Genomic DNA, 22,822 nt, shown 5'->3' on the forward strand with positions numbered 1-22,822 from the left:
TCCACTCCCCCTTCACCCCGCCCCCCACCCCCGGAACCCACGGCGGGACCTCCGCGGGGAGCGGGACCGCCACCGGGACCATCGCCACCGGGACCATCGCCGCCGGGACCATCGCCGCCGGGACCACCGGCATGCCGGGGCGGGCGGTGCTGGTCGAGCTCCGCGACGTCCGGGTCGGCGACGGCCGCCTGCAGATCCCGCATCTGGCCCTCGCCCCGGGCGAGCGCCTGCTCGTACGCGGCCCCAACGGCGCCGGCAAGTCCACGCTCCTGCAAGCGCTCGCCGAGCACGCCGCCCGCGCCTCGGTCAGAGTCGGCCACCTCCAGCAGGAGGTGACGTTCGACCCCGGCCTCACCGTCCTCGCCGCCTACGGCCGGGACGGCTACCCGGACGAACGCGAGGCCGCACTCCTAGGCACCGGCCTGTTCGCCCCGCACACACTCCGGCAGAAGGTCGGCGAGCTGTCGGTCGGCCAGCGGCGCCGCCTCGCCCTCGCCTGCCTGCTGGCCTCCGAGCACGACCTGCTCCTGCTCGACGAGCCCACCAACCACCTCTCGCCACTCCTGGCCGAGGAGCTGGAGCAGGCACTCGACCACTACCGCGGCACGCTCGTCGTGGTGTCGCACGACCGCGCGCTGACCCGGCGCTTCCGCGGCGAACACCTGCACCTCATGGGGGGACGCGTATGTTGACCATGATCGACGCCGGCGCACCGTACGGCATCACGACCGGCCCCGACGGCGAGCTCTGGTTCACCCTCGTCCACCAGGGCCGCGTCGGACGCCTGCGCCCTGGCCACGCCCCGGTGATCCACCAGCTCGACCCGGCCGACGGCGGGCCCACCGTGATCACGCCCGGCCCGGACGGCGCGATGTGGTTCACCGAGGGCCAGGGCGGCCGGGTGTCCAGGATCACCGCCGACGGCGAGGTGACCGCCTACGCCGCCGACTCCCCGTTCGGCATCACGGCGGGCCCCGACGGCGCGATGTGGTTCACCCAGATGCAGCCGGGCCGCATCGGCCGCATCACTCCGGGCGGCGACCGCGCCGACTTCGAGGTCCCGTCGCCCGGCGGCATGCCCGCCTTCATCACCCCCGGCCCCGATGAGGCCCTGTGGTTCACCCTCAACCAGGGCAACGCGATCGGCCGCGTCTCGCTGACCGGCGAGGTGACCCTCCACCCGCTGCCCACGGAGGGCGCCGCCCCGGTCGGCATCACGCTCGGCCCCGACGCGGCGCTGTGGTTCGTGGAGATCGGCGCCGGGCAGATCGGCCGCATCGACCCGACCGGCAAGATCGACGAGTACCCGCTCGCCGACCCCGCCTCCCGCCCGCACGCGATCGTCGCGGGCCCCGACGGCGCCCTGTGGTTCACCCTCTGGGGCACCGACCGCGTCGGCCGCATCACCCCCGACGGCACCATCCAGGAGTTCCCCCTCCCGGAGCGGCCGGCCGGTCATGGGGGCGGCGAACCATGGAAGGCAGAGCCACACGGCCTGACGGTGGGACCTGACGGAGCGATCTGGATCGCCCTCGAAGCCGGCGCCCTGGCCCGCCTCACCCTGCCCTGACCACCCGATCGCCCCTGCGGTGACGGCGTGGGCGGGGGTCCGGGTGGCGGCCGGGCTTCCGGGCGGAGTTGACTAGGGGCATGCATGCCATCTTCGTCTCCGCCCAGGGCGGTCCAGAAGTCCTCGAATACGTCGAGCGTCCCGACCCCACGCCCGGTGACGGCGAGGTCGTTGTCGACGTCGCCGCCAGCGGCGTCAACTTCATCGACATCTACCACCGCTCCGGCGCCTACCCGCTCGACCTGCCGATCACCATCGGCTCCGAGGGGGCGGGCACGGTCGCGGCGGTCGGGGCCGGGGTGCGGGACGTGGCCGTCGGCGACACCGTGGCCTGGGCCAACGTGCTCGGCAGCTACGCCGAGAAGGCCGTCGTACCGGCCGCCCGGCTGGTGCCGGTGCCGGACGGCGTGTCGGCCGAGCTGGCCGCCGCGACGATGCTGCAGGGCATGACCGCCCACTACCTGACCCACTCCACGCACGAGGTGAAGGAGGGCGACCGCGTCCTCGTACACGCGGGCGCGGGCGGCATGGGCCAGCTGCTGATCCAGCTCGCCAAGCTGCGCGGCGCCAAGGTGTACGCCACGGTGTCCACCGACGAGAAGGAGAAGCTGGCCCGCGAGGCCGGGGCCGACGAAGTGCTGCGCTACGACGACTTCGCCGAGGCACTGCGCGGCACGATCGACGTCGTGTACGACGGCGTCGGCAAGGCCACGTTCGACGGCAGCCTGGACGCCCTGCGCCCACGCGGCCTCATGGCCCTGTACGGCGCCGCGAGCGGCCCGGTCCCGCCCCTCGACCCGCAGACCCTCAACAAGAAGGGCTCGCTCTTCCTGACCAGGCCGACACTCGTGCACTACATCGCCGATCGGGCGGAGCTGCTGCAGCGGGCGTCCGACCTGTTCGGCTGGATCGCGGCGGGCGAACTGCGGATCAACATCTCGCGCCGCTACCCGCTGGCGGACGCGCGCAAGGCTCACGAGGACCTGGCCGGCCGACGTACGACCGGCAAACTGCTCCTCATCCCAGTCGGCTCGGCCGGCTCGGCCGGCGACCATACCGACCACTGAGGAGAGTCGTCCGGCGCCGCTGACGGTGGACGAGTAATCCGCACACTGTTCAAAGGCCATCGGCTGCGGTCGCCGCTGTCGCGCCATCAGCGCTCGGTCGACCGCGCCCACGCTCGCATCCGCGCCTGCGGGGAACGTGACCCATGGGGTATGGATCGTCCGGCGTCGAGCACATGCCTAGCACCGCGGCCGGCGTCCATACCCGGCGGCTGCCGTAGGACTTGGTCAGCCGTTCGGCCAGCCGAGGAGGCGGGCGCCCAGGACGGCGGTCTCCAGGGTGAAGCGCTGCGTCGGGTCGTCCGGGGAGAAGCCGGTCAGGCGGCGGATGCGCTCCAGGCGGTACGTCACCGCGCGCGGGCTCAGCCGCAGCTTCCGGGCGGCGGCCGTCTGGTTGCCGTGTGAGGCGAAGATGGCCTCCAGGGTCTCCAGCAGCGGCTCGTGGCCGCCGCGTGCCTCCAGCAGTGGGCTGAGGACGCTGGTCACCAGGTCTTCGATGGCGCTGCGGTCGCGGAGGAGGACGGGGAAGACCAGCAGGTCGGCGGCCCGTACGACGTCGATCTTGAGTGACAGGGCGTCGGCGAGCTCCAGGGCCTGGGCGGCCTCGCGGTAGGAGGTGACGACGCCGCCCGGGCCGCGGTGCGCCCGGCCCAGGCCGACGCGCCAGCCGGTGGCGAAGCGGGCGCGTACGTGGTGCGTGAACTCGCCGACGGCGGCCGGCAGAGTGGCGGGGGCCACGCACACCAGGAGGTCGTCGCGGACGGCGACCAGGACGTTGTGCGAGCCGAAGCGGGTGACGAGGGCGCGTTCGACGGCGTTCCTGTGCGGGGTGAGGTCCGTGGGCGGGAGGTTGCCGGCCACGGCGACGACGTACGACTCGGCGAGGCGCAGGCCGAAGTGCTCGGCGCGTTCGGCCAGGCGTTCGGCCCGGCCCTGGAGCAGGTCGTCCACGAACTCCCTGCGGGCCTCCTGCTCGTCCCGGATCGCGGCGAGCTGGGCCTGTTCGTACCCCTCCATGAGGGCGGAGACGGCTCGGCGGAGCGCGGGGAGGACTGGTGGGAGGCCGTCGGCGGCGGCCAGGGCGTCGTCCACGAGCGAGCGCAGCGGCACGCCCAGTTCGGCGGCTCGTACGCCGGCGGCGCGGCAGGAGTCAAGGGCCTGCCGGTCGGGCGCCCGGCCCGTCCCCGCCGCCTCGGCCAGGCACCGCCGGTACGCGCCGAGCAACCCGCCCTGCGCCTCGGATGCCCCCGTGCCGGAGGCGGGCAGGGGTGGCGGGGTCATCACACTCCTACGTCGCGCCGGTCGAAGGCGAGCACCGCGGTGAGCGCGAGCACGACCGTCGCCCCCGCCAGCACAAGGTAGTCCCCCACCGGCACCCCCTCATAGAGGGGCCGCCCTTCGGCGTAGTAGTGGAACGGCGAGACCCACTTGAGCCAGGAGATCGCGTCCCAGGAGCGCCCGACGGTGACGACCATGTAGCCGGCCACGACCCACACCCCGACCACGGCCGAGGCGACGAGCCGCCGCCCGGTGGCCGCGCCCACGGCGAGGGCCACGGTGCCGTGGAAGAGGCCGAGCAGCAGCACGCCGAGGTGCCCGGCGAGGATGTGGCCGAACGCCACCCCGTTGTCCACCACGACGCTCATCCCCCACGCGACCAGCAGCGTCACGGCGGCGACCGCGAGCAGGCCGAGCGCCAGCGCGGCGAGCCTGGCGAGGACGAGCCGCCTGCGGTCCACGGGCAGGGTGAGTACGAGCTCCAGGGTTCCGTTCTCCTCGGGCCCGGCGAGCGAACGGTTGGCGAGCAGCGTGGCGCACGCGATGAACAGCATGGGGACGAAGAGCTGGTAGACGGCGGTCTGGAGGTAGCCGGCGCCGCTGGTCATGTCCGCGAGGCCGCCCATGAGGTCGCGCAGCGGGCCGGGGAACTTGGCGATCATCGCCGGCCCGTACACCTCCGGGCTCTCCTTGATGCTTCCGTAGACCGCGAGGTAGAGCGCCATGAAGGCGCTGATGCCGACGGTCCACCAGAACGTCACGCCGCGGTGGTCACGCAGGCTCTTGCTGATCAGCGGGCCGTTCATCGGGGAGGCTCCTCGTCGCTGTAGTAGGTCAGGAAGATCTCTTCGAGGTCGGGTTCGGCGCTCACCAGGTGGACCACGGTGTGGCGGGCGGCGGCCTTGATCAGCGCGTCCGGTCGGCCGTCGATGGTGCAGGCGAGGGCGGCGCCCTCCACGCGCAGGTCGCGTACGCCGGGCAGCCCCTCGAAGTCGGCGCGCGGCACGGGCGCCGCGAAGTGCAGCTCGACCCGGCGCACCGCCTTCTCGCGCAGCGCGGCGACGTTCTCGACGGCGACGAGCCGCCCGCCGCGTACGATGCCGACCCGGTCGGAGACGCTCTCCACCTCGGCGAGGACGTGCGAGGACATGAGGACGGTACGCCCGGAGGCGCGCACCTCGCGCACCAGCGCCAGGAACTCGTGCTGCACGAGCGGGTCGAGCCCCATGGTCGGCTCGTCGAGGATGACGAACTCGGGTTCGTGCATGAACGCCTGGATGAGCCCGATCTTCTGCCGGTTGCCCTTGGAGAGCTTGCGCATGGGCACCGACAGGTCGGCGTCGAAGCGGTCGGCGAGGGACTCGATGCGCGAGCTGGGGACGCCGCCGCGTACCCGGCCGAGGAAGCGCAGGTAGTCGAGCGCGCGGTCGCGGCTCTCCAGGACGAGGTCGCCCGGCAGGTAGCCGATGCGGGCGCGGACGGCGGGCTCGCGGGGGGAGCCGCCGAGGACGCGTACGAGGCCGCTGGTCGGCCGGATCACGTCGAGCAGGAGCCTGATGGTGGTGGTCTTGCCGGCGCCGTTGGGTCCGAGGTAGCCGAAGACCTCGCCCGGCTGGATCTCCATCGTGAGGTCCGCGAGTCCCCGGCGGCTGCCGTAGTACTTGGTCAGCCCTTCGGCCTGCACCACTGCTGTCATGGCGGCATCGTCCCGCCGCTGTGGGTAGGGCGTCAGCGGGCGGATCCGGCAGGTTCGCGGGCCGTTCGTTTCCGGAGCACGGCAAGGGCAGCGGGAAAGGGTGAGGGACGTGGAGACGGCGTTCGTGCTCGGTGGCGGTGGGGTGCTCGGCGCGCACGAGGTGGGCATGCTGCAGGCGCTGGACGCGGCGGGCATCCGTCCCGATCTGGTGGTGGGCACGTCCGTGGGCGCGCTGAACGGGGCCGTCATCGCCGCCGGCCCGGGCGAGGCGGTGGAGCGGCTGACCGGGTTGTGGAGCTCCGACATCGTCCGTACGGCGTTCGCCGGCTCGTGGGTGGCCCGGCTGTCGACGCTGGCGAGGACCGGCACCCACCTGCATCCGATCGGGCCGCTGCGCGACGTGCTCGCCGAGACCGTCCAGGTGGGGCGGATCGAGGACCTGGCGGTGCCGTTCCAGTGCGTGGCGGCGTCGGTGGAGCGGGCGGCGGCGCACTGGTTCACGGGCGGGCCGCTGGTGCCCGCGGTGCTGGCGTCGTGCGCGGTGCCGGGTCTGCTGCCGCCGGTGGTGATCGGCGGGGAGCATTTCTACGACGGCGGGCTGGTCCACAGCATCCCGGTGGGCCGGGCGGTGCGGCTCGGGGCCAAACGCGTGTACGTGCTGCACGTCGGCAGGATCGAGCGGCCGCTGACGGCGCCGCGGCGGTTCTGGGAGGTGGGCATGGTGGCGTTCGAGATCGCCCGCCGGCACCGTTTCGCCGAGGACATGGCGAGCCTGCCGCCGGGCGTGGAGGTGCACGTGCTGCCCGCCGGGGCGACCGAGGCGATGTCGCCGCTCCGCTACCGGGACGGCGGGCAGGTGTCTGCCTGCATCGAGCGGGCGTACCGCGCGTCCGCGCGGTATTTGAGCGACCATGGCAGTTGAGGGCAGGGGAGGTAGGACAACCTACGTCCAGGGAGGCCGTGTTGCTCCCCCCACGTATCCTGCGCCGGGTCGTGCTGGCGCCGCTGATCGTCCTGGTGACGGTGGCCATGCTGGTCACGCTGCCGCTGTGGCTCGTCGTCGCGGCCGTCGCCTCGCTGGGGCTGCCGCCGCCGCAGCGGCGGGCGCCGCGGTTCGTGTGGTTCGGGGTCGCCTGGCTGACGCTGGAGTCGCTGGTGCTGATCGCCTGCCTGTGGTTGTGGGTGGCGGGCGGGGCCCGCCGCCAGGAGCGGCACTACGCGCTGGTCGGGTGGTTCCTGTCGCGCGTGTACGGCGCCGCCGTGCGGATCTTCCGCCTGACCGTGGACGTCGAGGGTCCGCCCTGCGCGGACGACGCGCCGCCCCGGCCGCTGATCGTGCTGTCCAGGCACGCCGGCCCCGGTGACTCGTTCCTGCTGATCCACCGCCTGCTCATCGCCCACGGGCGGCGGCCGAGGATCGTGATGAAGGCCGCACTCCAGTACGATCCCACGCTCGACGTGGTGGTCAACCGGCTGCCGAACGCGTTCGTCCCCCGCCGCTCGGGCCGCCGCCGCATCGTCCAGGAGATCCGCCGCCTGGCCGCCACGATGGGCGACCGGGACGCCCTGGTGATCTTCCCGGAGGGCGCGAACTTCAGCCCGCGCCGCCGTCAGGTGGCGATCCGCCGTCTGGCGGCGAAGGGCCTGGCGGAGGAGGCCGCGCGGGCCCGCCGCATGGAGCACGTGCTGCCGCCCCGGCCGAACGGCGCGCTCGCCGCGATCGCCGCCTGCCCGGGGGCCGACGTGGTGTTCGTGGCGCACACGGGCCTCGACGACCTGGTCACGCTGGGGGACGTGTGGCGCAGGCTGCCCTACACCGCGCGCATCTCCGCGACGTGGTGGCGGGTCCCGGCCGCCGAGGTGCCGCGCGGGCGCGAGGAGGGCGTGCGCTGGCTGTACGACAACTGGGAGCGCGTCGACGCCTGGATCAGCGAGCGGCGGGAGCTCCCGGTGGAAGGAACGGCACCTCCGGCGGGCCGTCGTTGATCAGCCGGAGCAGCGCGCCGGTGTCGAGGTGGCGTTCGACGAGGTCGCCGAGCGCGTCCAGCCTGGCCTCCCTGAGCGCGGCGAAGTCGGTGCCGGGCGCCGGGACGAAGTCGCGCCCCGCCCGCGCGGCCACGTCGGCGAGGAACGCGCGGCGGAAGCCGTCGTTCTCCAGCGCGCCGTGCCAGGTGGTGCCCCACACGTCGCCGGCCCGGCAGCCGTCGAGGAACGGCTCCCCGCCCTCCACGGTGACCCGCCCGTGGTGGATCTCGTACGCGCGCACCGGCTGCCCGTACGCGCTGCCCTCGGGCCGGCCGAGGCGCTTGTCCGGGGCGAACTCGACGCGGGCCGGCAGCAGCCCGAGCCCGTCCACCCGGCCCGCGCCCGACTCGACGTCGTCAACGATCTCGCGCCCGAGCATCTGGAACCCGCCGCACACGCCGAGCACCGGCCCCTTCCGCTCGGTCAACGCCGCGGCGAGTCCGGTGCGGCGCAGCCAGCGCAGGTCGTCGACCGTGGCCCGCGAGCCGGGCAGCACGACGAGGTCGGCGTCGTCCAGCTCGGCGGGGTCGGTGACAAAGCGGACGACGACGCCCGGTTCGGCGGCCAGCGCGTCGAGGTCGGTGAAGTTGGAGATGCGCGGCAGCCGGACGACCGCGACACGCAGGGTCTGCCGGCCGTGCGGCGGGCGGGCTGCGACGTGGCGGGCGTCGAGCGCCAGGGAGTCCTCGACGTCCAGCCAGAGGCCGTCGAGCCAGGGCAGCACGCCGTAGACGTGCCGGCCGGTCAGCTCGCGCAGCATGTCGAGGCCGGGCTCCAGCAGCTCTCTCGCGCCCCGGAACTTGTTGATCACGAACCCGGCGACGAGCGCCTGGTCGGCGGGCTCCAGCAGGGCGACGGTGCCGTGGAACGCGGCGAACACGCCTCCCCTGTCGATGTCGCCGACCACGACGACCGGCAGGCCGGCGGCCCTGGCCAGGCCCATGTTGGCGAGGTCGGTGCGGCGCAGGTTGATCTCGGCGGGGCTGCCGGCCCCCTCGCACACCACCACGTCGTACTGGGCCCTTAACCGGGCCAGGGACTCCAGTGCGGTGGTGCGGAGCAGGTCCTTGAGGTCGCCGTACTCCATGGCGTCCACGTCGGCGACCGGCCGGCCCATGAGGACGACCTGGCTGCGGCGCTCGCCGCCCGGTTTGAGCAGGATCGGGTTCATGTCGGCGACCGGCTCCAGGCCGGCGGCCTGCGCCTGCGCCGCCTGGGCCCGGCCGATCTCGGCGCCACCAGGGGTCACGTAGGAGTTGAGCGACATGTTCTGCGCCTTGAACGGCGCCACGCGCACGCCCTGGCGAGCGAGCCAGCGGCAGATGCCCGCGGTGACGACGCTCTTGCCCGCGTCGGACGTGGTGCCCGCGACGAGCAGCCCTCCGGTGACCATGCGATCACCGTACCGGACCCCCGGTGGCGCCGATGATCGTGTGCGTCAGCCCTGGGGGCCGCGCCGGTAGGGCTCGCCGGTGGGGTCGTGCTGGGCGGACATCTGCTCGCGCTCGGCCGGCGTCGGGCCGGTGCCCTCGGTGGTCCCGCCGGCGCTCGTGGTGCCGCTCGTGCCGCCGCCGTAGCGGCGCTGTACGGCGTCCGCGCCCTTCTCGATGTGCTCGTCGTACTTGTGGCCGGTGCGTTCCTTGGCGTACCGCTCGGCCTTGTCGAGCATCTGGTCGGCCTGCTTGGAGTGCCCGCGGGCCAGGTTCTCGGCCTTCTTCAGCCATTCCGCGATGCGGCTCATGACGCCCCCTCGTGTCGATTACCCGGGCCCCCTACCCCGCGGGGCCGGGCAGTCACGTTCAGGCCGGGCCGGGGTCGGTCAGGTGCGCCGCCGGCACGGGGATCGAGGGGAACGGGTTGTCGGGCAGGAGGATGACGCGGCGGGCCTGCCGGGGCCGCAGGGCGGCGTCGAGGTGGAGCAGCGCCGCGCCGATGCCGGCCGCGCCCACCATGTAGCCGGTGTCCGCGCTCACCTCGCCCGGCCGTAACCGCCGGTAGGCCTGGTACCAGCGGAACCCGCGGTCGTCGTGGTCGGTGGTCGCGCCGATGAGGTGGCGGGCGAGCCGGCGGGCGTAGCCGAGGTGGGCCTGGTCGCCGGTCTCCGCCCAGAGGCCGGTGAACAGCTCCAGCAGCCCGGCCGAGCCGCAGCACTGGCAGGCCGTGTTCCAGAAGCCGGGGGTGCGCCGCTCCGGCACGCCGCTGCGGACGATGCCGCCGGCCAGCCGCTCCACCCATTCGAGGTGGCCCCGCTCGCCGGTGACCCGGTGGAGCTCCTGGAACATCCTGGCCACGCCCGCCGAGCCGGAGCAGAACCCGAGGTAGTGCAGGCCGCGCCCCTGCGGCACGTGGTGGGGGACCAGCGCGCACCGCTCGGAGAGGACGCTGACCTCGCGGACGAAGCCCGCCCCCCGGTCGGCCGCCCCAAGGAAGCGCGTCTCGCCGGTGACGCCGTACAGGCGGGCGAGGAGGAACGCGGTCCCCGCGGTGCCGGCCAGGAAGCCGGGGGTGACGGCGTCCGTGGGCAGGTCGGGGCAGTCGCCGAAGCGGTGGCCGGGGACGGCGAGCCCGGCGATCCGCTCCCCCGCCTCGACCGCGATCTCCTCGTGGCGCGGCACGCCGAGTGCGGTGGCGGCGCGCAGCAGCCCGAGCACGATGCCGCCGTCGCCGCGCTGGGCGGGGTCGCCGGTCCAGCCGGGGCCGCCGGGGAGCGGCCGGGCGGACCGTACGACGTGCTCGGCCGCGGCCCGCGCCGCCGACTCCAGCCGCTCGTCGCCGAGCGCCCAGCCGGCCTCGGCGAGCGCGACGACGGTGCCGGTGAGCCCGTGGTAGAGGGTGAGGTCCTGTTGCTCGCGCCAGGTGGCCGCGAGCCGGCGCGCCCCGGCCGCGGCGTCCTCCAGGTAGGCCTCGTGCCCGGTGGCCGCGGCGAGCTCCAGGAAGAACAGGACGATGCCGGCCGCCCCCGCGTAGAGGGAGGCAGGATCGGGGGCGGCCAGCGCGGAGCGCCCGCGGGCGTCCGGGTTGGCGGCCCAGGTGCGACCGGCGGCGTCGTCGCGGGCGGCGGTGCGGATCCACCGGCCCGCCAGGATGGCGGCGGTCAAGGGCGTCTCGGCACGCTCGCTCGGCGAGCGGGTCTTGTCCAAACCCATACGTTTGATTATCCCACACTTCTGGTAGGAAAATCAGGGCACTGGTCGAGTCGCCTGGAGGGAAGACGGTGGCCCTGCCCGATTTCCTGATCGCGGGCGTGCCCAAAGCCGGCACGACCGCCCTGCACACAGCGCTGCGGCGGCATCCCGAACTCTACCTGTCCAGGATCAAGGAACCGAAGTTCTTCCTCACCGACGGTCCGCCGCCCGAGCGCGGCGGCCCCGGCGACGTGGAGACCTACCGGGAGCACGTCTGGCGGCGTGAGGACTACGAGGCGCTGTTCGCCGACGCCCCTCCGGGCACGCTGACCGGCGAGTCCACCCCGTTCTACCTCTACGACGCCGGAGCGCGACGGCGGATCCGAACCCTCGTCCCGGACGTACGGATCATCGTGACGCTGCGGGACCCGGTCGAGCGCGCCCATTCCAACTGGACGCACCTCTGGTCGGCCGGGCTGGAGCCGATCGACGACCTCGTACGCGCCTGCGAGGCCGAGCCGGAGCGCGTCGCCGCCGGCTGGTCGCACTTCTGGCACTACGTCGGCCTCGGCCGCTACGGCGAGCAACTGGCCGACCTGTACGAGCTGTTCCCGCGCGAGCAGGTGCTCGTCTTCCGCTACCGGGACGTCGTGGACCGCCCGGCCGAGACCCTCGACCGCATCTGCGCCTTCCTCGGGGTGCGGCAGGGGCTGCTCACCGAGGTGCCCCGGCGCAACGTCACCGCGCACCCCGCCCCCGGCGCCCGGCACGCCGTGCTGTCCACGCTGGCCCGCCGCCTGCCCGCCCTGGCCCGGCCGATCGAGGGTCTGCTCCAGCACCGGGGCGAGGCCCGCCGCCCGCTGTCGTGGGAGCGGCGGCAGCGGCTCATCCCGTACTTCGCCGAGGACATCGCGCTGCTCCAGCGGGTTACCGGCGAGGACTTCGGCGACTGGCTGCGGCCGAGGGCACGCTCCGGCGGCCTGGTCGGCGTCCGGCCGCCGGGGCAGCGCCAGTCGCGCAACGGCCGCCGCGGCCAGGGGTGAGTCACCGCAGCTCGGTGCGCAGCTCGTGGGCACCGTCCTCCCGGGTGTACTCGTAGTAGAGGCGGGTGCCGCCGCCGGGCAGGTCCACGAGCTCCAGGTAGCGCAGGCCGCCCCCGCCGTACGGCGAGCGCGCGGCGGGCCGCTCGCCCACGGCGATCAGCGCGGCCGGGTCGGCCCCGACGGCGATGCCGGTGCGCTCCTCGTAGTTCTCCTCCGCGCCGGCCCGGCCGTCGTAGAAGGCCACCACCCGGTCGCCGTCGAAGCGCACCGCGCTCACGCGGACGCCGCGCGCGTCCCACATCCCCGGCCGGCCGGTCAGCGCCGTGCCCTGCCAGGTCCACTCCAGGCCGTCGGCGCTGGTGGCGTAGTCGGTGACCATCTGGTCGGCCTCGTCGGGGTCGGCGAGCGGGTGGCACGACGCCCACAGGTGCCACCCGCCGTCCCGCCGGACGACGACTGTGTCCTTCACCCCGGTCTTCGGGTCGCCGGGCAGGACCGTCACGCGGGTGCGCGGGTCGAACGCGCCGGGCTCGTCGGCCTCCAGCACCTCCACCCGCCAGTGCTTGGTGCCGGTGGTGGCGCAGCTCAGGTAGAGCCGCCAGCGCCCGTCGGGCAGGTGGACGAGGGAGGGCCGCTCCAGCGACTCGGCGTCCATCTCCTCCCGCGTGATCGTGGCGAGCGTCTCGAAGCGCTCGCCGTCCACGGAGCGGGCGATCGCCACCGCGTAGCCCCGGCCCTGCCCGACGGGGCGGCGCAGCCGGTAGGCCAGGTGAATGAGCCCGCCGGCGGCGACGGCGCTGGGCGCGCCCGCCCAGTGGCCCTCCCCCGGCGACGGCGGCCCGATCGCCACGCGGGCGCGGGCGGGGTCGGGCAGAAGGGCGTTCTCGTCGATCGGCATGGGACCGAGCGTAGGGCTGGACTGGGTGCCGGACATCGCCGCTTGCCCCTTCTTTAGGGTTTTCCTCATTGCCTATGGACTTTACCGGGAATCGAGAGCGTTCCGGTGGAGCGAACCGGGTCTGTCGGGGGCGGCTTCTACTCTACGGTTATGACCCCGCACGGATTCACGATCACCGCCGACGGCCCGTTCGACTTCGCCGGCTGCCTGCGCTTCGCCGAGGACTGGCCGGTCACCAGCGCGCTGCCCTCCGACGGGCGGGCCCTGCGCTTCGCCTACTGCGCCGAGCACGACTGGAAGCCGATCGGGGTGCGGGTGACGGCCGCGCCGGGCGGGGTCGAGGTGGCCACCACACGGCCCGCGGGCCCGTCGATCCGCGGCGAGGTGGCGCGGATCCTCTCGCTCGACGTCGACGGCACGGGCTTCGCCAAGACCGGCGAGGCCGATCCCGTCCTCGGCGACGTGCAGCGGCGTCGTCCCGGCCTGCGCCCGCTGTGCTTCTGGAGCCCTTGGGAGGCGGCGTGCTGGGCGGTCATCGTGCAGCGCTCGTCGATGCTCGTCGCCTCGCGCGTCAAGCAGCGCATCGCCGCGCGCTTCGGCGCCGAGGTCGTCGTGGACGGGCAGCCGTTCCAGGCGTTCCCGCCGCCGGTGTCGCTGCTGGAGGCGGGCGGGCTCGGGCTGCCCGCGCAGAAGGAGGAGTGGGTGCGCGGGCTGGCGCGGGCGGCGCTCGACGGCGTGCTGACCACCGAGCACCTGCGCTCGCTCGCCCCCGAGGAGGCGCTGGCCGAGCTGCGGGCCCTGCCGGGGGTGGGGCCGTTCTCCGCCGGGCTCATCCTGATCCGCGGCGCGGGCGCGCCTGACGCCTTCCCCGGCGACGAGCCGCGGCTGTTCGCGATCCTGCGGGAGGCGTACGGCCTGCCCGAGGACGCCCCGCCGGCCGCCTATCGCGAGCTGGCCGCGGCGTGGCGGCCCTACCGCTCGTGGGCGTCCTTCCTGTTCCGCGCCACCGCCTACGGCACCCTCGACGACCAGGCGCTCACGCGGCCGGGTCCACCGGCAGCTCGACGGTGATGGTCAGGCCGCCCTCCTCGCGCGGCCAGCCCGTGACCGTGCCGCCGTGGGCCTCGGCGATGACCTTGACGATCGACAGGCCGAGCCCGCTCCCCCTGTCCGAGCGCAGCCGGTCGCCGTGCAGCCGCCGGAACGGCTCGAAGATCGTCTCGATCTCGTAGGCCGGCACGGGCAGCCCGGTGTTGGCCACGACCAGCTCGACCCGCTCGGCCCTGCGCCGGGTCGAGACCCAGACCTCGCCCTTCGGGTGGTTGTGCCGGATCGCGTTCTCCAGGAGGTTCTGCACCAGCCGCTCCACCAGCACCGCCTCGCCGGTGGTCGGCGCGGGGTCGAGCAGCCGGTGGATGGTCACCTCCCGCTCGGCGGCCTCGGCGGCGGCCTGGTCGAGCACGTGCTCGGCCACGTCCGTCAGGTCGAACGGCCGCCGGTCCAGCACCGCCTGCTCGCCCTCCGCCAGCGCCAGCAGGCCGTCGATGAGGCGTTCGTGCCGGGCGTTGACCAGCAGCAGCGACTCGCCGAGCCGTTTGACGTCGTCGGTGGCGTCGGGCCGGCGCACGGCCACGTCCACGAGCGTCCTGTTGATGGTCAGCGGGGTGCGCAGTTCGTGGGAGGCGTTCGCGACGAACTTGCGCTGCGCGTCGAACGAGCGGGCCAGCCGGCCCAGCATGGTGTCGAAGGTGTCGGCCAGCTCCTTGACCTCCTCGCGCGGACCCTCGTAGGCGATGCGCTCGGTGAGGTCGTGGCTCTGGGCGACCTGGCGGGCGGTCTCGGTCATCCGCCGCAGGGGCCGCAGCACCCAGCCGGCGGTCCGCCAGGCGAGCCCGAACGCCCCGGCCGCCCCCGCCACCACGACGAGCGCGCCGACGTCGCGCACGGCCTTGAGCGTGTCGCGCTGGTAGGCGGCGCGCACCCGCATCGCCTGCCGGCGCGCCACCTCGTACAGCGGGTCGTTCCTGCAGAATCCCTCCTGCGTGCAGGTGGGCATGAGCAGGTCGGCGCGGTATTCGAGGTTGGAGCGCACGACGAGCCACACGCCGGTGAGCACGAGGGCGCCGAGCACGAGGAACACCACGGCGCCGGCCACGGCGAAGCGGAGACGGGCGCTCATGGGATGCGGTAGCCCGATCCCGGCACGGTCTCGATGACCTGGGGCTCGCCGAGCTTCTTGCGCAGCTTCATGACCGTGGTGCGCACGGTGTTGGTGAACGGGTCGATGTGCTCGTCCCACACCTTCTCCAGCAGGTCCTCGGCCGAGACGACCGCGCCCCGGGCGCGCAGCAGCTCGGCCAGCACGCCGAACTCCTTGCGCGCCAGCGGCACGTACACGCCGTCGCGGAACACCTGCCGGTGCGCCCAGTCGAGCCGCACCCCGGCCCGCTCCAGCAGCGGCGGGTCGGCCCTCCGCGCGCGGCGGCCGAGCGCGTGCACGCGGGCCACCAGCTCCTCGAACGCGAACGGCTTCGGCAGGTAGTCGTCGGCCCCCAGCGACAGCCCGCGTACGCGGTCGCGCACGTCCCTGGCGGCGGTCAGCATCAGCACCCTGACCAGCCACTCCTTCTCCACCACGGTCCTGCACACCTCGTCGCCGTGCACCTGGGGCAGGTCGCGGTCGAGGACGAGCACGTCGTAGTCGTGCACGGCGAGGCGTTCCAGCGCCGCCTCCCCGTCGTAGGCGACGTCCACCGCCAGCGCCTCGCCCCGCAGCCCCTCGGCGATCGAGTCGGCGAGCATCTTCTCGTCCTCAGCCACAAGCACCCGCACGCGCGCCCCCCTTGCGAGATCCACGAACGGCGAAGATCCTCGCCGAACCCACATAACGCCCGCATAACCACATCTCGTGACGATCAGGTTATCGGTCATCCGCTGGACTGCCCTGCCTACGGCCGGATCCGACCGGCCCGACGTACGGGAGGACGTCCGTGACCGCCCGACTGCTCCGGACGCACCGGCTGTTCTGCTGCGTGCTCGCCCTCGCCGCCGCGCTGCGTGTGCTGGTCATGCTCGGCTACGACACGGCGCAGGTCTACTGGTACGACTCCTTCACCTACCTCGACACCGCCGTGCACATGAGGCCGCAGGGCGCCTTCCACCCCGCCGGGTACTCGTGGTTCCTGTGGGCGCTGCTCCCCTTCCACAGCGTCCGGCTCGTGGTCGCGGTCCAGCACGTGATGGGCCTGGGGATCGGGGTGATGATGTACGTCCTGCTGCGCCGGCGCTCGCTGCCCGGCTGGGGGGCGGCGCTGGCGACCCTGCCGGTCCTGTTCGCCCCGCCGTTCGTCCGCCTGGAGCACGCGGTGCTGTCCGACCTCCAGGTGATCTTCCTGGTCATGGCCGCGCTGCTGGCCCTGATGTGGCGGCCCGGGGTGATCTCCGTCCGGGCCGCGGCCGTGGCGGGCCTGCTGCTCGCCCTGGCCGGGCTGACCCGCACCGCCGCCGTGCCGCTGCTCGGCCTCGCCGCGCTCTGGCTGCTGCTGCGCCGCACGCCCTGGCGGCGGCTCGTCGCGCTGGCGCTCGCGGGCGGCCTGCCGCTGCTGGCCTACGCCGGCTGGTACGCCCAGCACCACGGCAGGTTCGGCCTGAGCGGCTCGGACGGGGTGGCGCTGTGGGCGCGCACGATGACGTTCGCCGACTGCTCGGTGATCGAGCCGCCGCCCGAGCTGGCCCCGCTCTGCCCGAACGGCACCGTCGTGGACGCCGCCTCCGAGTACGTCTGGGCGCCGGGCTCGGCGCTCAACCGCCTGCCCGGCGACCGTTTCTCGTACAACGACGCGGCCAGGTCGTTCGCCCTGGCCGCGATCTCCGCCCAGCCCCTCGACTACCTGCGCGAGGTGATCAAGGACACCTCCCTGGCCTTCACCTGGGAGCCGGTCGCCCATCCGAAACGGGTCACACCCGCCTCGACCTTCCCCGTCGGGTCGTGGTCGCTGCCCGAGGAGCACGCTCTCATCGGGAAGGTCCGCGCCGAGTACGACCCCGACATCAGCGGGATGTCGTCCGTGGAGCCGTACGCGTCGGTCCTGGCCGCCTACCCCTACCCGTGGGCGCTGCACGGCCCGCTGCTGGGCGTGCTGCTCGTCGTGGGCGGGCTCGGCGTGGCCGCGGGGCGGGAACGGCGGGCCGTGCTGCTGCCGTGGGCGTTCGCGATGTTCCTGCTGGTGGCGCCGGTGGCCGCGCTGGACTTCGACCACCGGTACGTGCTGCCCGCCGTCCCGCCCGCGTGCCTGGCCGCCGCGCTGGCGTCAGGACGCCTGCGCCTGCGCCTTGAGGGCCACCGCCGGCCGGCCCTCCGCGCCCACGCGCCGGAACAGGATGGCTCGCGCCGCCACGACCACGCAGACCAGGCCGAGCAGCAGGCCCCAGCTCACGTCGGTGAGGAAGTGCATCCCCCGGTACAGGCGGGAGAACGCCACGCTCAGCGGCGCGGCCACGCCGAGCACCCAGATCACCACCTGCAACGCCCGGCTGCGGGTGTGCGTGGTGAGCACCAGGGCGAGGCCGCAGTAGAACGCGACCGCCGCGCTGACGTGCCCGGACGGGAAGCTGGAGGTGGGCGGGGCCGGGTCGAGGTGCTCCACCGGCGGCCGGTGCCGGCCGACGACCTCGGTGGTCGCGAGGAAGACCAGTGACTGGCTCCACACCGCGACGATCAGGAAGACCGACTCCAGCCAGCGTTTCCACACCAGCCGGAAGGCGATCGCGGCGATCGCGGTGAGCGCGACGATGTAGGGGGTGTCGGACAGGCTGCTGCCGAAGTCGGTGAGGGTGTTCCACTCGGAGGTGCGGTCGGCGGCCAGCGCCCGGCTCAGTCCGGCCTCCCCGGTCGGCCAGGCGAGGATCGCCCGGCCGGCCCCGTACGTCACGGCGGCCAGCAGCACCAGCGGTAAGAAGATCGTCGCGGCGTAGTACTTCACGTGCTCACTCATGGGTCACCTTCACCGATTCCGGTTCCACTCCTTCGCTCACCGGCGAGGCCGGCCTGCGTCCCTGCTCGCGCCGCCACGTCTCGAACGCCGCCGCCGTGGCCGCGATCACCGCCACGCCCAGCACGATGCCGCCCACCACGTCGCTCACCCAGTGCACGCCGAGCGCCACCCGCGTGTACGCCACCGACAGCACCACGAGCCAGCCGGCCGCCCACACCGCCCGCCGCCCCCACCGGGGCAGCGACGGCAGCAGGAGCAGGACGATCACGCCCACGCCGAGCGTCACGTTGACCGCGTGGCCCGACGGGAACGAGTCGCCCGGCGCGAGCGCGACCGGGTCGGGGAGGTGCGGCCTGGCGCGGGCCACGACGATCTTCAGCGCGAGCCCGAGCAGCCCGCCCACGACCATCGTGGTGATCGCCCATGCGGCCAGGCGGGGCGCGCCCCGGTAGAGCAGCCAGGCGGCGTACAGGCCGACCGCGATCCGCCACGGCCACGGCCCGAACAGGTCCGTCCAGACGATCAGCACCCGGGTCATGCCGGGATGGGCGAGCGCGTACGCGTGCAGATCCACCGCGACCTGGTGGTCCAGGCCGTTCAGCGGCATCTTGGCCACGACGAGGAGAAGGGTGAACGGGATCATGATCAGCGCCACGGCGAGACTCGCCAGCGCCAGCCGCAGCCCGAGACCGCGATCAGGATCTTTGAGCTGTGGAAGTCTCACGTTCTCCCGCCCTTCCCTCGGTTGCGCGTCCGCCACGGCTACCCAGCGGGCGCGCGATTAATGCCGCGATCAATGCTCTGTCTGAGAAGCCGCGGCGCGGGTAGTCGCACACACATGTCCCCCACCGTGGCGGTGATCGCCCACCGCAAGAAGACATTAGGCGCCGGCCTGGACCGGCTCCGGGTGCTCATCACCGAGGAAGGCGTCGGCGACCTGCTCTGGTACGAGGTGCCGAAGAGCAAGAAGGCGCCCAAGAAGGTGCGCAAGGCGCTGAAGAAGGGCGCCGACCTGGTATTCGTCTGGGGCGGCGACGGCATGGTGCAGCGTTGCGCCGACGCGCTCGCCGACTCCAAGGTGCCGATGGCCATCCTGCCCGCCGGCACCGCGAACCTGTTCGCCGGCAACCTCGGCATCCCCGTCGATCTGGAGGAGGCCGTGCGGATCGGCTTCCACGGGCGGCGCGAGCGGCTGGACCTGGGAGTGGTCAACGGCGAGCACTTCGCCGTCATGGCCGGGGCCGGGTTCGACGCGGAGATGATCGCCGCGACCGACGGGGCGGCCAAGCGGCGGCTCGGCAGGCTCAGCTACGTCAAGGCGGCCGTCCAGGGCGTCGGCGGCCCGCTCGTGCCGATGACGATCGACGTCGACGGCACCACCTGGTTCGACGGCATGGCGAGCTGCCTGCTGCTGGGCAACGTGAGCACGATCGCGGGCGGCATCGAGGCGTTCGACGACGCCCGGCCGGACGACGGCTGGCTGGACGTGGGCGTCTCGACCGCCAAGGGCCCGGTGCAGTGGGCCCGGGTGCTCGGCAGGATGGCGGCCGGGCGCTCCGACGAGTCGCCGTTCGTACGGATCACGCGGGCGCGGAAGGTGACGGCGAAGTTCGGGTCGCCGCTGACGTACGAGCTGGACGGCGGCGACCGGGACAGCGTCACGGAGATCGAGGCCGAGGCCGCGCCCGGCGCGCTCACGATCTGCCTGCCGCCCGCGGGGTGACCGGTGTCACCGCCTTGACCTCGGCTCTCCGGAATGGCCGTGGCCGGCCTGGGTAGCGAACGACGCCTGACAGGAAGACACCACGTCACGGCGCCTGCCGAGGAGTGCTATCCATGAGCGAGTCAAACCCGATCAAGTCCGCGGTCGAGAAGGTCGTGGACACCGTGGCCCACCACGGCCACCCGGAGAAGGCCGAGATCCCCGGCGTGCCCAACAGCGAACCGCCCTCGCTGGAGGAGCCGGTCGAGCCGCGCGAGCCCCTGGCGCCGAAGCCCGACCAGACGGGTCCGGACACCTTCTCCCCCACCGGGCAGCCGACGGGCGCCTCGCAGGACGCGGTGGCTCAGGGCGGCGCGTTCCTGACCAGCGCCCAGGGGGTGCGGCTGCCCGACACCGACCACTCGCTCAAGGCCGGCCCGCGCGGCCCGGTGCTGCTGCAGGACTTCCACCTGCGCGAGAAGATCATGCACTTCGACCACGAGCGCATCCCGGAGCGGGTGGTGCACGCCCGTGGCTCGGCCGCCCACGGCGTCTTCCGTTCCTACGGCACCGCCGCGAACATCACCAAGGCCGCCTTCCTCGCCGAAGGGGTCGAGACGCCGGTCTTCGTGCGGTTCTCCACCGTGCTCGGCTCGCGCGGCTCGGCCGACACCGTACGCGACACGCGCGGCTTCGCGACCAAGTTCTACACCACGGAAGGCGTGTACGACCTGGTCGGCAACAACATCCCGGTGTTCTTCATCCAGGACGGCATCAAGTTCCCCGACGTCATCCACGCGGGCAAGCCGCACCCCGACCGGGAGATCCCGCAGGCGCAGAGCGCCCACGACACGTTCTGGGACTTCGTCTCCCTGCACACCGAGGCCACCCACCACACGATGTGGAACATGTCGGACCGCGGCATCCCCCGCTCCTTCCGGATGATGGAGGGCTTCGGCGTCCACACCTTCCGCCTGGTCAACGCCGAGGGCGCGACGACGCTGGTGAAGTTCCACTGGAAGCCGAAGCTCGGCGTGCACTCCCTGACGTGGGAGGAGGCGCAGCTCATCAACGGCGTGGACCCCGACTACCACCGGCGCGACCTCGCCGACGCGATCGAGGCGGGCGCGTACCCGCAGTGGGAGCTGGGCATCCAGACCTTCCCCGACACCCCTGAGCAGATGTTCGAGGGCATCGACCTGCTCGACCCGACGAAGATCGTGCCCGAGGAGCTGGCGCCGGTCCAGCCGATCGGCCTGCTGGAGCTCAACCGCAACCCGTCCAACTTCTTCGCCGAGACCGAGCAGGTCGCCTTCCACGCCGGCCACCTGGTGCCCGGCATCGACGTCACCGACGACCCGCTGCTGGCCGCCCGGCTGTTCTCCTACCTGGACACGCAGCTCACCCGGCTCGGCGGGCCGAACTTCCCGCAGATCCCGATCAACCGGCCGCACGCCCCGGTCAACGACATGCTGCGGGACGGCTTCCACCAGGACGCGGTGCACCGGGGGGTGGCGCCGTACCGGCCGAACTCGCTGGACGGCGGCTGCCCCTTCCAGGCGGGCGCGGCCCAGGGCGGCTACGTCGAGGTGCCGCTGGAGGTGTCGGGGCGGAAGGTGCGCGAGGCGCCCGCCTCGTACGCCGACCACTTCAGCCAGCCGCGGCTGTTCTGGCGCAGCATGTCTCCTGTCGAGAAGGAGCACATCATCGACGCCTACACCTTCGAGCTGGGCAAGTGCTACGAGCAGGCGGTGAAGGAGCGGCAGCTCAGGGTGCTGGCCAACATCGACCCGGTGCTGTGCCGTGAGGTCGCCCAGGGGCTGGGGCTGCCCGCGCCCGAGCCGTCCGAGCCGCTGGCCGAGCCGGCGCCGAGCCCCGCGCTGTCGCAGGTGGGCCGGGAGTGGCCGACCGCCGGGCGGATCATCGGCGTCGTCGCCGACGACTCCTGCGACCTCGGCGTGGTCGGCGCGGTGCGGGAGGCCGTGCTGGCCGCCGGCATGGTGCCGCTGATCGTCGCGCCGAAGGGCGGCATGCTGGGGACGATGCCGGTGCAGCGGACGTTCCTGACCGCGCGCTCGGTCGAGTTCGACGCCCTGCTGCTGGCGGGCGCGCCCGCGCCGGGCAAGGACGCCTTCGGTGCGCGCGACGCCAAGGCGGGCAACCTCCTGCCGGACGGGTCCGTGGACCCGCGCGTCGTGCTCATGGTCATGGAGGTGTACCGGCACGCCAAGGCGATCGGCGGCTGGGGGACGGCCGCGCGGGTGCTCACCCAGGCGGGCGTGCCCGAGCAGGCGCCCGGCGTGGTCGTCGGCGAGGACGGCGAGCAGGTCCTGCGCGAGACGATCGGGCTGCTGGCGGCGCACCGGGTGTGGGAGCGGTTCCCGCCGGCCGCCTGACCGTACGGAGGGGGCCGGGTGCGCTCACCCGGCCCCGTCCGGGTCGTCGCCGAAGAGGATCACGCCGGTTAAGTGGCCTTTTGCGACGTATGGGTAGGGGCGGAATCATGAGTCACAACACACCCGAGCGTGACCCTCGCTCCCGTTTCGAGGACGAGGGCATCCCCGACCTGCAGGACGGCACGCCCCAGCAGCAGTGGGCGGTGGACCCGCAGGAGGCCCCGCTGCCGGCCGACCACCCGGTGGCGGTGGACGACTTCGGCACCACCGTCGACGAGCAGATCCAGGGCGAGTCGCTGAACGGCCGGCTGGAGCGCGAGGTTCCCGAGGACCAGCCGGTGTTCGGCGTGGCCGAGTCCGCCACCGCCGACCGGCTGCCCACCGACCAGGACGACGCGCCCGAGGTCGAGCGGGTGACCGAGGAGGGCGGCCTCGGCGTGGGCGCCGACCTGGACACGGGCTACGAGCGCGACGACGACGTGGACCCCGGCTGGGAGGCGCAGCCCGAGGAGCCCTCCGGCCAGGTCTGGGACGAGCCGCGCCGGGCCGGCCGGCTGGTCGCGCCCGACGAGGGGACGCACGGCGACGCCGAGGCCGACGAGATCGCCACGGAGGTGGGCCCGGACTCGGGCGGCTACAGCGCCGAAGAGGCGGCCATGCGGGTCGAGCCCGAATGAGGAGGAGGCATGTCTGACGAGAAGCGTGAACGCGAGCAGCGCGACAAACGACGCGAGCAGGACCGGGGCACGACGTTCGACGCCGAGCTGCACGACATGGGCGGCGACCCCGGCTTCCGCGTCACCGGCCCCGTGGACGAGGCCGAGCACGGCATGGTGATCGACGACGGGGGCGAGCCGCCCTCGGAGCCGGAGCCCGGCCTGCCCGGCGGCGAGCACATCAGCGCGGGCGTGGACTGGGTGGCCTCCGACGAGGAGGACGACCCGGACGGCGGCTCCGGCCGCACGGCCGAAGACGACGGCGGCTACCTGCCCGGCGAGGGCACCGGCCGCCCCTATTGACCGACGAGAAGA

23 protein-coding genes and 1 pseudogene are annotated in these 22,822 nt (G+C 73.6%); 13 read left to right on the plus strand and 11 right to left on the minus strand.

The genetic code is table 11. From position 1 onward, the window contains the following. From BMW85_RS04360 to BMW85_RS48065, 4 genes and pseudogenes are all read left to right on the plus strand, one after another. The coding region (locus BMW85_RS04360) for an ATP-binding cassette domain-containing protein (RefSeq protein ID WP_245774614.1) at positions 1-692 on the plus strand (692 nt) is incomplete at its 5' end. Positions 693-694: 2 nt separating this feature from the next. After that, complete coding sequence (locus BMW85_RS04365; RefSeq protein WP_218155698.1) at positions 695-1,570, plus strand: Vgb family protein; 876 nt, start codon at positions 695-697, stop codon at positions 1,568-1,570. Between the two features lie 80 nt (positions 1,571-1,650). Beyond that, entirely contained in the window at positions 1,651-2,637 is a 987-nt protein-coding gene (locus BMW85_RS04370) for a quinone oxidoreductase family protein (RefSeq protein ID WP_091077238.1), read from the plus strand. 27 nt (positions 2,638-2,664) lie between these two features. Beyond that, positions 2,665-2,775: pseudogene (locus BMW85_RS48065) on the plus strand (IS5/IS1182 family transposase); the annotation flags it as partial. Between the two features lie 87 nt (positions 2,776-2,862). On the opposite strand, the gene BMW85_RS04375 reads toward BMW85_RS48065, so the two are convergent. Genes BMW85_RS04375 through BMW85_RS04385 form a run of 3 tightly spaced genes read right to left on the minus strand, consistent with a single transcriptional unit; the run spans position 2,863 to position 5,608 of the window. Then, positions 2,863-3,915, minus strand: coding sequence for a PucR family transcriptional regulator (locus BMW85_RS04375; RefSeq protein WP_245774615.1), 1,053 nt, complete (start codon positions 3,913-3,915; stop codon positions 2,863-2,865). Further along, the gene (locus tag BMW85_RS04380) at positions 3,915-4,718 is read right to left on the minus strand and encodes a DUF2705 family protein (RefSeq protein WP_091077241.1); all 804 of its coding nucleotides are present in this window, start codon (positions 4,716-4,718) and stop codon (positions 3,915-3,917) included. The genes BMW85_RS04375 and BMW85_RS04380 overlap by 1 nt, the downstream gene beginning before the upstream one ends. After that, positions 4,715-5,608 (minus strand): ABC transporter ATP-binding protein, encoded by an 894-nt coding sequence (locus tag BMW85_RS04385; protein WP_091077243.1) that lies wholly within the window; start codon positions 5,606-5,608, stop codon positions 4,715-4,717. Before BMW85_RS04385 ends, BMW85_RS04380 begins: the two co-directional genes overlap by 4 nt. A 109-nt stretch (positions 5,609-5,717) precedes the next feature. Here BMW85_RS04385 and BMW85_RS04390 point away from each other — a divergent pair, with 109 nt between their 5' ends. Further along, positions 5,718-6,530, plus strand: a complete 813-nt coding sequence (locus tag BMW85_RS04390; RefSeq protein WP_091077246.1) for a patatin-like phospholipase family protein — start codon at positions 5,718-5,720, stop codon at positions 6,528-6,530. Between the two features lie 38 nt (positions 6,531-6,568). Then, on the plus strand, positions 6,569-7,594 hold the full coding sequence (locus tag BMW85_RS04395) for a lysophospholipid acyltransferase family protein (protein WP_245774616.1): 1,026 nt from the start codon (positions 6,569-6,571) through the stop codon (positions 7,592-7,594). Here the strand turns inward: BMW85_RS04395 and BMW85_RS04400 are convergent. From BMW85_RS04400 to BMW85_RS04410, 3 genes are read right to left on the minus strand one after another with little or no spacing between them, the layout of a single operon-like run. After that, entirely contained in the window at positions 7,536-9,026 is a 1,491-nt protein-coding gene (locus BMW85_RS04400; RefSeq protein WP_091077250.1) for a cobyric acid synthase, read from the minus strand. The two genes, BMW85_RS04395 and BMW85_RS04400, sit on opposite strands and share 59 nt — an antisense overlap. 45 nt (positions 9,027-9,071) lie before the next feature. Then, positions 9,072-9,374 carry an antitoxin gene (locus BMW85_RS04405; RefSeq protein WP_091077251.1) on the minus strand — a complete coding sequence of 101 codons (303 nt, stop codon included), beginning with the start codon at positions 9,372-9,374 and terminating at the stop codon, positions 9,072-9,074. 58 nt (positions 9,375-9,432) lie between these two features. After that, on the minus strand, positions 9,433-10,779 hold the full coding sequence (locus BMW85_RS04410; protein ID WP_091077254.1) for a lanthionine synthetase LanC family protein: 1,347 nt from the start codon (positions 10,777-10,779) through the stop codon (positions 9,433-9,435). 68 nt (positions 10,780-10,847) lie between these two features. Between BMW85_RS04410 and BMW85_RS04415 the strand changes: the two genes are divergently transcribed. Next, complete coding sequence (locus BMW85_RS04415) at positions 10,848-11,801, plus strand: sulfotransferase family protein (protein WP_091077255.1); 954 nt, start codon at positions 10,848-10,850, stop codon at positions 11,799-11,801. Between the two features lies 1 nt (position 11,802). Here the strand turns inward: BMW85_RS04415 and BMW85_RS04420 are convergent, their stop codons facing one another. Next, positions 11,803-12,699 carry a glycoside hydrolase family 32 protein gene (locus tag BMW85_RS04420; protein ID WP_245774617.1) on the minus strand — a complete coding sequence of 299 codons (897 nt, stop codon included), beginning with the start codon at positions 12,697-12,699 and terminating at the stop codon, positions 11,803-11,805. A 150-nt stretch (positions 12,700-12,849) separates the two neighbouring features. On the opposite strand from BMW85_RS04420, the gene BMW85_RS04425 reads away from it, so the two are divergent. After that, positions 12,850-13,770 carry a DNA-3-methyladenine glycosylase family protein gene (locus BMW85_RS04425; RefSeq protein ID WP_177240486.1) on the plus strand — a complete coding sequence of 307 codons (921 nt, stop codon included), beginning with the start codon at positions 12,850-12,852 and terminating at the stop codon, positions 13,768-13,770. On the opposite strand, the gene BMW85_RS04430 is transcribed toward BMW85_RS04425, so the two are convergent. The 3 genes from BMW85_RS04430 to BMW85_RS52465 all read right to left on the minus strand — a co-directional run bounded on the left by BMW85_RS04430 (position 13,736) and on the right by BMW85_RS52465 (position 17,450). Continuing rightward, complete coding sequence (locus BMW85_RS04430; RefSeq protein WP_091077260.1) at positions 13,736-14,878, minus strand: sensor histidine kinase; 1,143 nt, start codon at positions 14,876-14,878, stop codon at positions 13,736-13,738. The genes BMW85_RS04425 and BMW85_RS04430 overlap by 35 nt on opposite strands. Continuing rightward, a complete protein-coding gene (locus BMW85_RS04435) occupies positions 14,875-15,531 on the minus strand; it encodes a response regulator transcription factor (protein WP_091077263.1) in 657 nt (218 codons plus the stop codon). Before BMW85_RS04435 ends, BMW85_RS04430 begins: the two co-directional genes overlap by 4 nt. Before the next feature lie 1,478 nt (positions 15,532-17,009). Further along, positions 17,010-17,450, minus strand: a complete 441-nt coding sequence (locus BMW85_RS52465) for a phosphatase PAP2 family protein (protein ID WP_425434325.1) — start codon at positions 17,448-17,450, stop codon at positions 17,010-17,012. Between the two features lie 49 nt (positions 17,451-17,499). On the opposite strand from BMW85_RS52465, the gene BMW85_RS50770 reads away from it, so the two are divergent. Then, positions 17,500-17,673 carry a hypothetical protein gene (locus BMW85_RS50770; protein WP_245774619.1) on the plus strand — a complete coding sequence of 58 codons (174 nt, stop codon included), beginning with the start codon at positions 17,500-17,502 and terminating at the stop codon, positions 17,671-17,673. Positions 17,674-17,685: 12 nt separating this feature from the next. Here BMW85_RS50770 and BMW85_RS04450 read toward each other — a convergent pair whose 3' ends face one another. Beyond that, positions 17,686-18,417 carry a phosphatase PAP2 family protein gene (locus BMW85_RS04450; protein ID WP_091077267.1) on the minus strand — a complete coding sequence of 244 codons (732 nt, stop codon included), beginning with the start codon at positions 18,415-18,417 and terminating at the stop codon, positions 17,686-17,688. A 114-nt stretch (positions 18,418-18,531) separates the two neighbouring features. On the opposite strand from BMW85_RS04450, the gene BMW85_RS04455 reads away from it, so the two are divergent. The 4 genes from BMW85_RS04455 to BMW85_RS04470 all read left to right on the plus strand — a co-directional run bounded on the left by BMW85_RS04455 (position 18,532) and on the right by BMW85_RS04470 (position 22,810). Then, positions 18,532-19,416 carry a diacylglycerol/lipid kinase family protein gene (locus tag BMW85_RS04455; RefSeq protein WP_091077269.1) on the plus strand — a complete coding sequence of 295 codons (885 nt, stop codon included), beginning with the start codon at positions 18,532-18,534 and terminating at the stop codon, positions 19,414-19,416. A gap of 113 nt (positions 19,417-19,529) precedes the next feature. Then, positions 19,530-21,791, plus strand: coding sequence for a catalase (locus BMW85_RS04460; protein WP_091077271.1), 2,262 nt, complete (start codon positions 19,530-19,532; stop codon positions 21,789-21,791). Between the two features lie 107 nt (positions 21,792-21,898). Further along, positions 21,899-22,468, plus strand: a complete 570-nt coding sequence (locus BMW85_RS49240) for a DUF5709 domain-containing protein (RefSeq protein WP_091077273.1) — start codon at positions 21,899-21,901, stop codon at positions 22,466-22,468. A gap of 9 nt (positions 22,469-22,477) precedes the next feature. Next, on the plus strand, positions 22,478-22,810 hold the full coding sequence (locus BMW85_RS04470; RefSeq protein ID WP_091077275.1) for a hypothetical protein: 333 nt from the start codon (positions 22,478-22,480) through the stop codon (positions 22,808-22,810). Positions 22,811-22,822 lie beyond the last annotated feature (12 nt).

The sequence above is a fragment of the Nonomuraea wenchangensis genome, assembly GCF_900111685.1.
In the GTDB taxonomy this organism is placed as follows: Bacteria; Actinomycetota; Actinomycetes; order Streptosporangiales; family Streptosporangiaceae; genus Nonomuraea; species Nonomuraea wenchangensis.

What these genes read in the sequence shown, in the direction of transcription:
- BMW85_RS04365 (WP_218155698.1), top strand. Translation starts at nt 695, where the DNA reads ATGATCGACGCCGGCGCACCGTACGGCATCACGACCGGCCCCGACGGC.
- BMW85_RS04370 (WP_091077238.1), top strand. Translation starts at nt 1,651, where the DNA reads ATGCATGCCATCTTCGTCTCCGCCCAGGGCGGTCCAGAAGTCCTCGAA.
- BMW85_RS04375 (WP_245774615.1), bottom strand. Translation starts at nt 3,915, where the DNA reads ATGACCCCGCCACCCCTGCCCGCCTCCGGCACGGGGGCATCCGAGGCG.
- BMW85_RS04380 (WP_091077241.1), bottom strand. Translation starts at nt 4,718, where the DNA reads ATGAACGGCCCGCTGATCAGCAAGAGCCTGCGTGACCACCGCGGCGTG.
- BMW85_RS04385 (WP_091077243.1), bottom strand. Translation starts at nt 5,608, where the DNA reads ATGACAGCAGTGGTGCAGGCCGAAGGGCTGACCAAGTACTACGGCAGC.
- BMW85_RS04400 (WP_091077250.1), bottom strand. Translation starts at nt 9,026, where the DNA reads ATGGTCACCGGAGGGCTGCTCGTCGCGGGCACCACGTCCGACGCGGGC.
- BMW85_RS04405 (WP_091077251.1), bottom strand. Translation starts at nt 9,374, where the DNA reads ATGAGCCGCATCGCGGAATGGCTGAAGAAGGCCGAGAACCTGGCCCGC.
- BMW85_RS04410 (WP_091077254.1), bottom strand. Translation starts at nt 10,779, where the DNA reads ATGGGTTTGGACAAGACCCGCTCGCCGAGCGAGCGTGCCGAGACGCCC.
- BMW85_RS04420 (WP_245774617.1), bottom strand. Translation starts at nt 12,699, where the DNA reads ATGCCGATCGACGAGAACGCCCTTCTGCCCGACCCCGCCCGCGCCCGC.
- BMW85_RS04425 (WP_177240486.1), top strand. Translation starts at nt 12,850, where the DNA reads ATGACCCCGCACGGATTCACGATCACCGCCGACGGCCCGTTCGACTTC.
- BMW85_RS04430 (WP_091077260.1), bottom strand. Translation starts at nt 14,878, where the DNA reads ATGAGCGCCCGTCTCCGCTTCGCCGTGGCCGGCGCCGTGGTGTTCCTC.
- BMW85_RS04455 (WP_091077269.1), top strand. Translation starts at nt 18,532, where the DNA reads ATGTCCCCCACCGTGGCGGTGATCGCCCACCGCAAGAAGACATTAGGC.
- BMW85_RS04460 (WP_091077271.1), top strand. Translation starts at nt 19,530, where the DNA reads ATGAGCGAGTCAAACCCGATCAAGTCCGCGGTCGAGAAGGTCGTGGAC.
- BMW85_RS49240 (WP_091077273.1), top strand. Translation starts at nt 21,899, where the DNA reads ATGAGTCACAACACACCCGAGCGTGACCCTCGCTCCCGTTTCGAGGAC.
- BMW85_RS04470 (WP_091077275.1), top strand. Translation starts at nt 22,478, where the DNA reads ATGTCTGACGAGAAGCGTGAACGCGAGCAGCGCGACAAACGACGCGAG.